Raw genomic sequence first — 12,791 nt, 5'->3', positions numbered from 1 at the left:
GCGCTTTTTCTTGAATCTTGTCTCTTAAGTCTTGCATCCGATCTGCCATGCACAACAAGATCCTCATCCTCGATTTCGGCTCCCAGGTCACCCAGCTCATCGCGCGCCGTGTACGCGAGGCGCATGTGTATTGCGAAATCCATCCGTGCGACGTGAGCGACGATTTCGTGCGCGGCTTCGGCGCGCAGGGCGTCATCCTGTCCGGCAGCCACATGTCGGCCTACGAGGAATCGACCGACCGCGCGCCGCAGGCGGTGTTCGAACTGGGCGTGCCGGTACTGGGCATCTGCTACGGCATGCAGACCATGGCGCAGCAGCTGGGCGGCAAGGTGGAGGCGGGCACGGTGCGCGAGTTCGGTTACGCCGAAGTGCGCGCCCGCGGCCACACGAAACTGCTCGACGGCATCGAGGATTTCCGCACCGAGCAGGGCCACGGCATGCTCAAGGTGTGGATGAGCCACGGCGACAAGGTGACCGAACTGCCGCCGGGCTTCGTCGTGATGGCGTCCACCGACAGCTGTCCGATCGCCGGCATGGCGGACGAGGCGCGCCGCTTCTACGGCGTGCAGTTCCACCCGGAAGTCACCCACACCGCGCGCGGCGCCGACCTGCTGCGCCGCTTCGTGCTCGACGTGTGCGGCTGCCAGGGCGACTGGATCATGGGCGACTACATTGCCGAAGCGGTCGAGCGCATCCGCGAACAGGTCGGTGACGAAGAGGTCATCCTCGGCCTGTCGGGCGGCGTCGATTCGTCGGTCGCTGCCGCGCTGATCCATCGCGCGATCGGCGACCAGCTCACCTGCGTGTTCGTCGATCACGGCCTGCTGCGCCTGAACGAGGGGCAGATGGTGATGGACATGTTCGCCGGCCGCCTGCACGCGCGGGTGATCCACGTCGACGCGGCCGACCAGTTCCTCGGCCACCTGAAGGGCGTGTCCGACCCGGAAGCCAAGCGCAAGATCATCGGCCGCGAATTCGTCGAGGTGTTCAAGGCGGAAGCCGCCAAGCTGAAGGCGGGCGACGGCGGCCACAAGGGCGCCACCTTCCTCGCCCAGGGCACCATCTACCCGGACGTGATCGAGTCCGGCGGCGCCAAGAGCAAGAAAGCCACGACGATCAAGAGCCACCACAACGTCGGCGGTCTGCCGGAACAGCTTGGGCTGAAGCTGCTGGAGCCGCTGCGCGAGCTGTTCAAGGACGAAGTGCGCGAGCTGGGTGTGGCGCTCGGCCTGCCGCGCGACATGGTGTATCGCCACCCCTTCCCGGGACCGGGTCTGGGGGTGCGTATCCTCGGTGAAATCCACGCCGAGTATGCCGACCTGCTGCGCCGCGCCGACGCCATTTTCATCGAGGAACTGCGCGCCACCATCGACCCGCAGACCGGCAAGAGCTGGTACGACCTCACCAGCCAGGCCTTTGCCGTCTTCCTGCCGGTGAAGTCGGTCGGCGTGATGGGCGACGGCCGCACCTACGAATGGGTCGTCGCGCTGCGCGCGGTGCAGACGCAGGACTTCATGACCGCCCACTGGGCTGAACTGCCGCACAGCCTGCTCGGCCGTGTCAGCAACCGCATCATCAACGAGGTGCGCGGCATCAACCGGGTGGTGTACGACATCTCGGGCAAGCCGCCGGCGACGATCGAGTGGGAGTGACTCGGCAGTTGCATCGAGTATCATGAATGCACAAAAAGCCCGCGTAACTGTGGGCTTTTTTGTTATTCGTATCCCGAAGGTGCTGCCGGAAGGCCCATCTATCCCTGTGCTCGATAAGGCAGAGGGCCGCAGCCAGCCCTAATCAGGGCTCGTCGCCATCGGAGGCACGAAAGGTTTGCATAAATTGATAAAAGATCACTATGAGTGATCATTATCGTATTTTGACAAACTGTCAGCCCTTGGCGATGGTTTATTGATCTGATAATTTGAGCACTATGAGTGCTGAAAATTCAGGGAAGCTGAACCGATTGCTGGCCGAGCTGGGCGATACGCGCCTCGTGTCCAGTCGCTGGTTACGGGCGCACGGCTACTCCAACAGCCTGGTCGCGCGCTACGTGGGCAGCGGATGGCTGGTGTCGCCGGCCCGTGGCGTCTACATGCGCACCGGCGGACGGCTGCAATGGGATGGAGTGGTTCGCAGCCTGCAGGTCGGGGAGGGCATGCCGCTGCACGTCGGGGGGCGTTTCGCACTGGCTCTGCAGGGACACGAGCATTACCTGCGTCTGGGCGATGCCGGGACGATCACGCTGTATGGGCCACAGCGGCCGCCGGGCTGGCTGGGCAAGCTTCCACTGGCGCAGCGCTTCGAGCACCTGGGCAGGGATCTGCTTGATCTCCCGGCTGTGCCCGTCACGGCGGAAGTCTCCGACAAGGCGTTGTCGGAAGCGGGCTTGGCTTGGCATTCCGTGGCGCCGGGCACCGATGCGCTGGTCTGCTCGACACCTGAGCGGGCCATGCTGGAACTGTGCGACGGTATATCGGATGCGGCAGGGGTCTACGAGGCCGATGCGCTGATGCAGGCCATGAGCACGCTGCGTCCGCAGCGTGTCGGCATGATGTTGCGCCACTGCCGCAGCATCAAGGCCAAGCGGCTGTTCCTGGCCCTGGCCGATCGCCATCGGCATGCGTGGTTGCCGCACGTGCCATTGGATGGCGTTGATCTGGGGCGTGGCAAGCGCGCGCTGGTGCCCGGCGGACGCCTCCATCCGACCTACCAGATCACCTTGCCGGGAGACCTCGATGAGCACCTGGCTTGACCATTGGGATCGGCGGTACGCGGACAGGGTGCGCTTGCTGGTCGAGATCCTGCCGGTGCTGGCGCAGGAGCCGCGTTTTGCGCTCAAGGGCGGCACCGCCATCAACCTGTTCGAACATGATCTGCCGCGTCTGTCGGCTATGCCGGCAAGCTGGCGGCGGCGCTGTCGCGGCAACACCCGCGCGATCTATTCGACGTTGGCCTGCTGCTGGAGGACCAGCGGGCGGACAAAGCGCTCTGGCACACCTTCCTCGTGTACCTGACCTGCAGTCCCAAGCCGACGTGGGAAATGCTGGCGCCGCGCGTGCCTGCAGATTTCGAGGCCACCTTCGAGGCGCATTTCAAGGGCATGACGACGCAGCCTATCGAAGCAGGGGCGCTGCTGGAAAGCCGCGAGCGCCTTTTGTCGCGTGTGGCGGCGTGGCTGGATGAGCCGTCGCGCGCCTTCCTGCACTCAGTCGAGGATGAGCAGCCGGATTTCAATTTGATCGGACTTGCCCATGCGGCTGAGTTGCCGGGAGTGCGACGCAAGCTGCACAACTTGGCCCAGCGGACGGCGGCAAAGCGCGAGGCAGATCGTCGGCTGCTTGACGACGCGCTGGCGCGGATCGCTGACTCCAGATGACGAAGGCGACCGGCGCAACGGTTCACGATCTGACGCCGGTCTATGAACTGGATTCGCGCATCGGGCTGCAGGAAGGCGCCCTTCGCCAGTGGGCGGGTGGCAGGACCAGGACCCGACAAGTATCAAAGGCGGGGACGAGAAAACTGCATGAATCCCCCGGAACTGTGCCGGGCTTTTTTCGCGCGCCGTATTCCACGCCCGATTGCCGCACTGCTCCTCTGTCCCTACAATGCGAACAATTATCAATTGCATTAATGCCTGTCCGCCACGGCGGACCGGACGCGAGGGGAGCGCGCTGTGCGGACTGTCGAATGTGAGCTGCAGCGGGAGGCGGAGGATCTCTACCGGGGTCATCACGGCTGGCTGCAGGGCTGGCTGCGCCGCAAGCTGGGCGACGCGATCGAGGCGGCGGACATTGCGCAGGACGTGTTCATCCGCGTGCTGACGCGGCAACAGCCGGTGCGTGCGCATGAGCCGCGCGCCTATCTATCGACCATCGCGCGCGGCCTGGTGATCGACCACTGGCGCCGACGTGCTCTCGAACGCGCCTGGCTCGATACGCTGGCCGTGCTGCCGGAAGCCGAAGCGCCGTCGCCGGAAAGCCGCGCGCTGGTGCTGGAGGCGCTGATCGAGATCGATCGCATGCTCGACAGCCTGAAGCCGCAGGTGCGCACCGCCTTCCTGTGGGCGCAGCTCGAAGGCCTGAGCTGCCCGCAGATCGCCAGCCGGCTCGGTGTGTCGCTGGCCACCGCCGAGCGCTACGTCGCCCGCGCGCTCCGTCACTGCTACGCGCTGCGTTTCGAATCGTGAGCGGCGGACTGTCTGCCGCGGCCGGCGAGCGCCTGCCGGACGACATCGTCGATGCGGCGATCGCGTGGTCGGTGCGGCTCGACTACAACGCTGCGACGCCGGCGGCGAAGCAGGCCTTTGCGCGCTGGCTCGACGCCGACCCACGCCACGCGCAGGCGTGGAGCAGGGTGGCGGCGCTGCGCAGCGGTTTCTCCGGCCTGCCGGCAAGGTTGGCGCAGGACGTGCTGCAGGCCGCCGAGGCCGGGCGCCGCGGGGCCGCTGCCGGCCGGCGACGCGCCCTGCGCGTGCTGTCGCTGTCCGGCGTCGCGCTGGCGAGCGGATGGGCGGTGCGCGAGACCACGCCCTGGCAGCGTCTGTTGGCTGACGCGAGCACGGCGGTCGGCGAACAGCGCACGCTGCGTCTGGCCGACGGCAGCGTCGTCATGCTGAACACGGACAGCGCGATCAGCACCGATTACTCGGCCGAGCGCCGCGTGCTGGTGCTGCATCGTGGCGAAATCATGATCACCACTGGCGACGATGCAGGCGCTGCCGCGAAGCGCCCGTTCTGGGTCAGCACGCCCTTCGGCTCGTTGCGTGCGCTGGGCACCCGTTTCGTCGTGCGGCTCGAGCGCTCCGAGGTTCGGGTCAGCGTGCAGGAGGGCGCAGTCGAGGCGCATCCTGCCGATGGCGGCGAGACCGTCGTCATCCACGACGGCGAGCGCAGCACGCTCGGTCCGGCAGGCATCTCGTCGCCGGTCGTGGCGGATGCGGATGACGACGCGTGGACGGACGGCGTCATCACCGGTCGCGACATGCGGCTGGCCGACCTGCTGGCCGAGCTGTCGCGCTATCGCAGCGGCCGCATCGTCTGCGATCCGCAGATCGCGGACTGGCGCGTGTCCGGCGTGTTCCACGTGCGCGACACCGACCGCGCGCTGCGTTTCCTGGCGCAGGTGCAGCCGGTGACCGTGCGCTACCGCACCCGCTACTGGGTCATCGTCGAGGCGGACCGGGCAGGCTGAACACGGCCACGCAAGAAATCTTCGACTGAAGTGAGGGGATGCGCGGTCTCGTCCGGCCTCTGCAGTGAAGGCGCCCGTTTGGGTGGCGCTTCTTCCAACCGGACTCGAACACCGTCATGAATGCTCCTCTTTCCGCTTACGCGTCGCCGGCGCGCGCGCATCCCCCGTTGAAGACGCTCGCTGCCGCGTTGCGTATCGCCCTGCTGGGCCTGACCCTGACGGCGGCCGCACTGCCGCACGCTGTCCGTGCGCAGGAGGCTGCCGCGCCGTCGGCCGCCGGCGTGCTGCATTTCAGTCTGCCTGCCGGACCGCTGGCCACGACGCTCGACCGCTACGCGCGCATCGCCGGCGTCAACGTGTCCTACGAGGCGGCACAGCTGGCCGGCGTGCGTTCGCGCGGGCTGGAGGGCGACTACACGGTCGAGGGCGCGCTGCAGGCGCTGCTGGCCGATACCGGGTTCGAGGCCGTCGCACGCGGGGGCGGCTACGCCGTCCGCCGGGGGGCCGCGCGTCCGTCGGCGGCCGGTGGCGAAGTGCCGGTGCTGGACGCGGTGCGCGTGCGCGCCGACGCCGAATCCCTCCATCCGCTGCCGCCTTTGCAGGCGGGCGGCCAGATGGCGCGCGGCGGACGCCTGGGCATGCTGGGCAACGCCGACGTGATGGACGCCCCCTTCAGCGTCACGAGCTACAGCGTCGGCATGATCGAGGACAGGCAGGCGGTCAGCGTGGCCGACGTTGTCGGCAACGACCCGTCGATCCGCATTTCCGGCCATCCGGGCGACATCCTCGACACCTTCTTCATCCGCGGCTTTCCGGTCGGCGACCAGAACTCGGGCGAGATAGCCTTCGACGGTGTTTACGGCGTGGCGCCGAACTACCGCGTGCTGGTCGACTACGCCGAGCGCACCGAGGTGATCAAGGGGCCGACCGCGCTGCTCTACGGCATGTCTCCGGCCAGCAGCGTGGGCGGCACCATCAATATCGTGCCCAAGCGCGCCGGCGCCGATGACCTCACGCGCTTCACCGCGAGCGCGTCGCCGAACGCGCAGTACGGTGGCCACCTCGACCTGAGCCGCCGCTTCGGGCCTGATCGTCGCGTCGGCATCCGTTTCAACGGCAGCGTGCACGACGGCGACACCGGCATCGACAAGCAGTCGCGCGCCGCCACGGTGGGCGCGCTGGCGCTGGATTACAGCGGCGACAGACTGCGCGCCACGCTGGACATCGTCGATCAGCGGGAAGACATCGACGCGCCGTCGCGCCGTCCTTTCCTCGGCGCCGGTGTGGCCGTGCCGTCGGCGCCCGACGGACGGCGCAACGTGTCGCAGCGCTGGGAGCGTTTCGAAACCGAGGACCAGTCGGTGCTGGCCCGCGTCGAGTACGCGGCGAGCGAGCAGCTCACGCTGTTCGCCGGCGTCGGTGGCGGGCGCACCCGGGTCGATCGCCTGTTCGGCAACCCGACCGTACTGAATGCGGCCGGCGATACCAGCACGGTGCCACAGCGCTTCCGCTTCGACGTTGACCGCAGCACCGCCGAAGCGGGCCTGCGCGCGCGTTTCGAGACCGGTCCGCTGCGTCACGTGGTGAGCGCACAGGTCAGCACCTACCGCGACCGCCTCGGCCGCATTTCGGCCAATGGCACCGCGGTGCTGTCGAATCTGTACGCGCCCTTCGACAGCCCGGCGCAGGACGTGCAGCTGGCGGGCGACGTGCCGCGCGTGTCGGACACCGAACTGAGCGGCCTCGCGCTGTCCGACACGCTGTCGATGTACGACGAGCGCCTGCAGCTGACGCTGGGCGTGCGCCGCCAGCGGGTGGAAACCGACAACTTCAATCCGCTGACCGGTGCGCTGACGACGGCGTACGACGAGCACGCGCTGACGCCGCTGGTCGGCATTGTCGTCAAGCCATGGCAGGGAGTGGCGTTGTACGCCAATCACATCCAGGGTCTGAGCCGCGGTGACACCGCGCCGCCGTCGGCCAGCAACGCCGGCGAGGTGTTCGCACCTTACAAGGCGCGGCAGAACGAGGTCGGCGTGAAGGCCGAGATCGGCGGCGTCATCGCTACGCTGAGCGCCTTCCAGATCACCAAGCCGAGCGGCCAGCTGACCGGCACCGTGTTCGCGGTCGATGGCGAACAGCGCAACCGCGGCGTCGAACTGGCGCTGGCCGGCGAAGCGGCGCCGGGCCTGCGCCTGCTTGGCGGCCTGACCTTGCTCGACGCCGATCTGACGCAGACCAATTCCGCCGCCACGCTGGGCCGCACGGCGGTCGGCGTGCCGTCCTTCATGGCCAACCTCGGCGCCGAGTGGGACGCCACCTTCCTGCCCGGCGTGACGCTGACCGGCAACGTGGTGCACACCGGCAGCCAGTACGTCGATCGTGCCAACACGCTGCGCGTGCCGGACTGGACCACCGTCGATGTCGGCGCGCGCTATCGCACGACGGTCGCCGGCCGCGCTACCGTCTTCCGCGCCCAGCTGCGCAATGCCTTCGACCGCAGCTACTGGGCCGGCGTGTCGCAGTACGGCAGCCTGGTGCAGGGTGCGCCGCGCATGCTGCTGCTGTCGGCTAGCGTCGATTTCTGAGCGCGGGGTGAGCGCGATGAACGCATCCCGCATGATGGCGGCGCTGCTGCTGCTGACGATGGCAACGCCCGGCTGGGCGCACGGCATCTGGTTCGCCCAGCGCGCCGGCCGGCTGGCGCTGGTCTATGGCGAGGGCGCCGAGGACGTCGAGGTGTTCAGCCGACGTGACCGCATCACGGCGCTGCAGGCCTTCGACGCGGCCGGTCGGCCGCTGCCGGTGCACACCGTGCCGGTCGAGCCCATGGTGTTCGTCAGCGCCGATGCCGCGGCAGTCGTGCTGGCGACGACGATGGACAACGGCTACTGGTCGCGCCTGCCGTCGGGCAAGTGGATGGCCGGCACGAAGGAAAGCGTGCCCACGGCGACCACTACCGGTCGCTACCTGAAGTACGGCACGCATCTTCTGATGGCGCCGGTCGGCGAGATGCAGCCGGTGACCGGCATGGCTCTCCAGATCGTGTCTGTGGGCGGTCGCTTTCCGCAGCGCAGTGGTGATCCGATTACCGTACGCGTACTGCATGAAGGCCGGCCGGTGTCCGGCGTCGAGGTGTGGCCGGACCTGGTCAATGACCCGGACGGCGCCTCGGTGCGGACCGACGCCAACGGGCTGGCGACCATCACGGTGCGCAACCAGGGCCTCAACGTGATCCGCGCCGAGTACACCGAACACGCCGTACGCGGCGATGCCGATGGCAAGGTCGATCTGGTCGAACATTTCGCCACCCTCAGTTTCACGCTGAAGCCGCCCGCCGACTGACCGCGACGGTCTGTCCGCCAGCGGCCGCGGTGGCGGGCAGACTGTAAAAATTTCTGCGTTTCCGATCTGTTTGCGCACACAGATGTTGTCGGCCGCCCCCGAACCGGTGCAGTCTCCGCCTGTCACAAAGCGCACGCGGAAATCACTACCTTGCACCGAAGACTGGACCCAGCGAGCACGACGATACTGATCGTCGACGACATGTCGGAAAACCTCGAGGTGCTCGACGGCCTGCTGCGCAGCGCTGGTTATCGCGTCAAGGCGGCGAAGAACGGTGCCGCAGCACTGCGCCTGGCAAGCGACCGCGATGCACCGTCGCTCGTCCTGCTTGATGTGATGATGCCCGGCATGGACGGTTACACGGTTCTCGAGAGGCTGCAGAAGGACCCGGCGACCAGCGGGATTCCGGTCATCTTCGTCACGGCGCTAACCGAAGCCGGCGACGAGGAAGCCGGGCTGGCGATGGGCGCGGCGGACTACATCTCCAAGCCGATCAAGCCCGCCGTGCTGCTGGCGCGTGTGCGCACCCATCTGCAGGCCAAGCTGGCGCGCGACCTGATGCGCGACCAGAACGCCTGGCTGGAGGCCGAAGTCAGCCGGCGCATGGAAGAGAACGAGCAGATCCAGGCGGTGAGCATCCGCGCGCTGGCCAATCTGGCCGAGACGCGCGACCACGAGACCGGACGGCACATCCGCCGCACCCAGGCCTACGTTCGCGTGCTGGCCGAGGCGCTGGCGGACGATCCGCGCTTCGCACCGGTGCTGACGCCGGCCTGGATCGACCTGCTCACCCGGTCGGCGCCGCTGCACGACATCGGCAAGGTCGGCATTCCGGACCACATCCTGCAGAAGCGCGGCAAGCTCGACGCCGACGAGTGGGCGGTGATGAAGACCCACGCCGAAATGGGCGCGCGTGCCATCGAGTTTGCCGAGCGCGACGAGGTCAAGCCGGCCGCCTTCCTCGCACTGGCGCGCGACATCGCGCACTGGCATCACGAACACTGGGATGGCAGCGGCTATCCGGACGGGCTGGCCGGCGACGCGATCCCGCTGGCGGCACGGCTGATGACGGTGGCCGACGTGTTCGACGCGATGATGTCGCGCCGCGTCTACAAGTCGCCTTTCCCGGCCGATGAGGTGCGCGCCTACATTGTCGAGCGACGGGGCTCGCATTTCGATCCGGACGTCGTCGACGTGTTCATCGAGCGTTATCCCGATTTCATCGACATCGCGAGGCGACATGCCGACCCGACCTGAGTGGTCTGCCGCGTCGCCGTCGGCGCAGGCGCGCAGCGACGCAATCTGGGGCATGCGGATGACGGTGCTCGCCTACACCGGCATCGCGTCGCTGTGGATACTGCTGTCGGACGAACTGCTGCTCGCGCTGACCGACGATCCGAAGCGGTTCGCGCTGGCCAGCACCTTCAAGGGCTGGGCCTTCGTCGCCGTCACCGCCGGTGCGCTCTATCTGCTGATGCGCCGCCTGACCGGGCGTGCCCTCGACGCGCTCGAACGCGAGAACGTGTCGCTGACGGCGCGGGCGCGCGCCGAATCGCTGCTCGACGCCATCATTCGCAGCGCCTCCGATCCGGTGTTCGCCAAGGACAGCGAAGGGCGCTACCTGGTCAGCAATCCGGAAGTCGTGCGCCTGCTCGGCATTCCGGAGCAGGCCATGCTCGGCCGCACCGACGCCGACCTGCTGCCGCCGGAGGTGGCCCGCCGGGTAATGGACAACGACCGCATCGTCATGGCGGGCGGTCAGGTGGTGCGCTTCGAGGAGCACCTGCCGACCGCCGACGGCGAACGCATCTTCCTCAGTACCAAGGGCCCGCTGCGCGACGCCGGTGGGCATGTGATTGGTCTGTACGGCGTGGCGCGCGACATCACCGAACGGCTGACCGCCGAGCGCGCGCTGCGCGACAGCGAGGAGCGGTTCCGCACCCTGTTCGAGCATTTCCCGGTGGCCTACCAGTCGCTCGATGCGCAAGGGCGTTTCATCCACGTCAATCCGATGCTGTGCGCCTTGCTCGGCTATCGCGAGGGCGAACTGCTGGGCCGCGCCTTCGGCGACTTCTGGATGCCCGCCGAGCGCGCGGAATTCGCGGCCACCTTCGAGCGCTTCAAGCGCGACGAGCGCATACAGGCCGAACTGCGGCTGCAGCATCGCGACGGCCACGCCGTGGTTGTCTGGCTGGTCGGGCGCGTGCAACTCGATGCGCGGGGGAACTTCGAGCGCACGCATTGCGTGCTTGCCGATCTGAACGAGCGGGTGGCGGCGGTGCAGGCGCAGGAAGAGCGCGAGACGCTGTTGCGCCAGATCGGCGAGCTGGCGCACATCGGCGCCTGGGCGGTCGATCTCGAAAGCGGTCGACTGAGCGCCACCGACGAGGTGGCGCGCATCCATGAAGCAGATCCGGCGTCGGTCGATACGCTGGCCAGCGCGCTGCAGTTCTTCTGCGAGCAGGACAGGGTGCGCATCGAGGCGGTCATCGAAGGCGCGGTCGAGCGGGGCGAACCGTGGGATATCGAGGCGCAGATGTCCACCCGGGCTGGGCGCCAGAAGTGGGTGCGCGTGCTCGGCACGCCGGTGACCGAGCACGGTCGCGTGGTGCGCCTGCGTGGCACCGTACAGGACATCACCGAACGCCGGCGGATGGAACTCGAACTGAGCCGCCACCGCACGCATCTGGAGGAGCAGGTGCAGTCGCGCACCGCCGAACTGGCTGTCGCCAAGGAGGCGGCCGAAGCGGCGAACCGGTCGAAGAGCCTGTTTCTCGCCAATATGAGTCATGAGATGCGGACACCGATGAACGCCATCATCGGCTTGACGCACCTGTTGTGGAAATCGCCGCTCGACGCCTCGCAGCGCGAGCACGCGCAGAAGATCGGCGCGGCAGCCAAACATCTGCGGCACATCATCGACGACGTGCTCGACCTGTCGCGCGTCGAAGCGGAGAAGCTGGTGCTCGAATCGGCCGCCTTCCGCCTCGACGGGCTGCTCGACCAGGTGCGCTCGATGATGATAGAGCGCGCCGAGGAACGCGGCCTGGCGTTGCGCGTGCAGACGGACGACGGCGTGCCGGCGACGCTGCGTGGCGACGTCACCCGCTTGCGCCAGGCGCTGCTCAACTACCTCAGCAATGCGGTCAAGTTCACCGAGCAGGGCAGCGTCACGCTGAGCGTCGCCGTGGTCGAGCGTGGCGACGACAGTGTGCTGCTGCGCTTCGAGGTCAGCGACACCGGTATCGGCATCGAGGCGCACGATCTCGCCCGCCTGTTCAGCGCCTTCGAGCAGGCCGATGCATCGACCACGCGCAAGTACGGCGGCAGCGGACTGGGGCTGTCGATCACACGCCGACTGGCGCACCTGATGGGCGGCGATGCCGGCGTCAGCAGCGAGCCGGGGCGCGGCAGCCGTTTCTGGTTCACCGCCCGGCTCGGCGTGGTGGCCGACATGGTCGACCCGGCGGTGCCGTTCGTGGTTGACGCGCGGGCGCGTCTGGAGCGGGATTTCGGCCGCAAACGCATCCTGCTGGTCGAAGACCACGATATCAACCGCGAGGTGCTGCTGGCGCTGCTGCGTGATGCCGGCCTGCAGGCCGACGTCGCCGCCGACGGTGTCGAGGCGCTGGAGCGCGCGGCCGGCGAGCGCTACGACCTGGTGCTGATGGATCTGCAGATGCCGCGCCTGAACGGCATCGACGCCACGCGCCAGCTGCGTGCGCTGCCCGGCTGGGAGGCGGTGCCGGTCGTCGCCGTCACTGCCAACGCCTTCGCCGACGACCGTGCCGCCTGTGCGGCGGCGGGACTGGACGACTTCATCGCCAAGCCGGTCGAGCCGGAAGCCTTCTACACGCTGCTGCTGCGCTGGCTCGGCGCCGGCGACGCGGCTTCGGAGCAGTCGCCGCAGCCGTGTATCGGCGAGGCCAGGGCGGTGGTCGAGCGCCTGCTGCCGCTGCTCGAAGCCGGAGACACCCGTGCCGGCGAGCTGGCGCGCGAGTCGGCGGCCGTCCTGCACGCGCTGGGGCCGGATGGCGCGAACCTGCTGCGCTGCATTGCCGCCTTTGACTACGATGCCGCCCTGGCGGCGGCGCACGCGTTGCTGGCGGCGACCTGACGCCAGACCGTCCGCACTAAAGATTGATCTGGGGCAGCCGTTGCACCCTGCAGGTCATGGTAGGGTCTGTTGATCATCGATTCGTGCGTCCGGCAGCGGGCACGCGCTTGCGCCGGGACGGCGCGACCGGCGTGCAGAATTG

The 12,791-nt window shown here is 68.1% G+C and carries 10 protein-coding genes; all 10 read left to right on the top strand.

Going from position 1 to position 12,791, the window contains the following annotated elements:
- The first annotated feature begins 47 nt into the window (after positions 1 to 47).
- The 10 genes from guaA to METRZ18153_RS0113680 all read left to right on the top strand — a co-directional run bounded on the left by guaA (position 48) and on the right by METRZ18153_RS0113680 (position 12,649).
- Positions 48 to 1,652, top strand: a complete 1,605-nt coding sequence (gene guaA / locus METRZ18153_RS0113720) for a glutamine-hydrolyzing GMP synthase (protein WP_020165263.1) — start codon at positions 48 to 50, stop codon at positions 1,650 to 1,652.
- A gap of 275 nt (positions 1,653 to 1,927) precedes the next feature.
- The gene (locus tag METRZ18153_RS0113715; protein WP_029143774.1) at positions 1,928 to 2,749 is read left to right on the top strand and encodes a type IV toxin-antitoxin system AbiEi family antitoxin domain-containing protein; all 822 of its coding nucleotides are present in this window, start codon (positions 1,928 to 1,930) and stop codon (positions 2,747 to 2,749) included.
- On the top strand, positions 2,733 to 3,011 hold the full coding sequence (locus tag METRZ18153_RS21160; protein ID WP_232416048.1) for a nucleotidyl transferase AbiEii/AbiGii toxin family protein: 279 nt from the start codon (positions 2,733 to 2,735) through the stop codon (positions 3,009 to 3,011). The genes METRZ18153_RS0113715 and METRZ18153_RS21160 overlap by 17 nt, the downstream gene beginning before the upstream one ends.
- Positions 2,900 to 3,373, top strand: a complete 474-nt coding sequence (locus METRZ18153_RS20245; protein WP_332308878.1) for a nucleotidyl transferase AbiEii/AbiGii toxin family protein — start codon at positions 2,900 to 2,902, stop codon at positions 3,371 to 3,373. The genes METRZ18153_RS21160 and METRZ18153_RS20245 overlap by 112 nt, the downstream gene beginning before the upstream one ends.
- Before the next feature lie 297 nt (positions 3,374 to 3,670).
- A complete protein-coding gene (locus tag METRZ18153_RS0113705) occupies positions 3,671 to 4,183 on the top strand; it encodes a sigma-70 family RNA polymerase sigma factor (protein ID WP_020165260.1) in 513 nt (170 codons plus the stop codon).
- The gene (locus METRZ18153_RS0113700; protein WP_020165259.1) at positions 4,180 to 5,187 is read left to right on the top strand and encodes a FecR domain-containing protein; all 1,008 of its coding nucleotides are present in this window, start codon (positions 4,180 to 4,182) and stop codon (positions 5,185 to 5,187) included. Before METRZ18153_RS0113705 ends, METRZ18153_RS0113700 begins: the two co-directional genes overlap by 4 nt.
- Positions 5,188 to 5,303: 116 nt before the next feature.
- Positions 5,304 to 7,775, top strand: coding sequence for a TonB-dependent receptor (locus METRZ18153_RS0113695; RefSeq protein WP_029143773.1), 2,472 nt, complete (start codon positions 5,304 to 5,306; stop codon positions 7,773 to 7,775).
- Positions 7,776 to 7,791: 16 nt separating this feature from the next.
- Positions 7,792 to 8,532 carry a DUF4198 domain-containing protein gene (locus METRZ18153_RS0113690; protein WP_029143772.1) on the top strand — a complete coding sequence of 247 codons (741 nt, stop codon included), beginning with the start codon at positions 7,792 to 7,794 and terminating at the stop codon, positions 8,530 to 8,532.
- A 150-nt stretch (positions 8,533 to 8,682) separates the two neighbouring features.
- On the top strand, positions 8,683 to 9,789 hold the full coding sequence (locus tag METRZ18153_RS0113685; RefSeq protein WP_269744946.1) for an HD-GYP domain-containing protein: 1,107 nt from the start codon (positions 8,683 to 8,685) through the stop codon (positions 9,787 to 9,789).
- Entirely contained in the window at positions 9,773 to 12,649 is a 2,877-nt protein-coding gene (locus METRZ18153_RS0113680; protein ID WP_232416047.1) for a PAS domain-containing sensor histidine kinase, read from the top strand. The genes METRZ18153_RS0113685 and METRZ18153_RS0113680 overlap by 17 nt, the downstream gene beginning before the upstream one ends.
- Positions 12,650 to 12,791: the final 142 nt, after the last annotated feature.

It is taken from the genome of Methyloversatilis discipulorum (genome assembly GCF_000385375.1).
Classification (GTDB): domain Bacteria; phylum Pseudomonadota; class Gammaproteobacteria; order Burkholderiales; family Rhodocyclaceae; genus Methyloversatilis; species Methyloversatilis discipulorum_A.
This window is presented reverse-complemented; position numbering and strand designations above follow the sequence as displayed.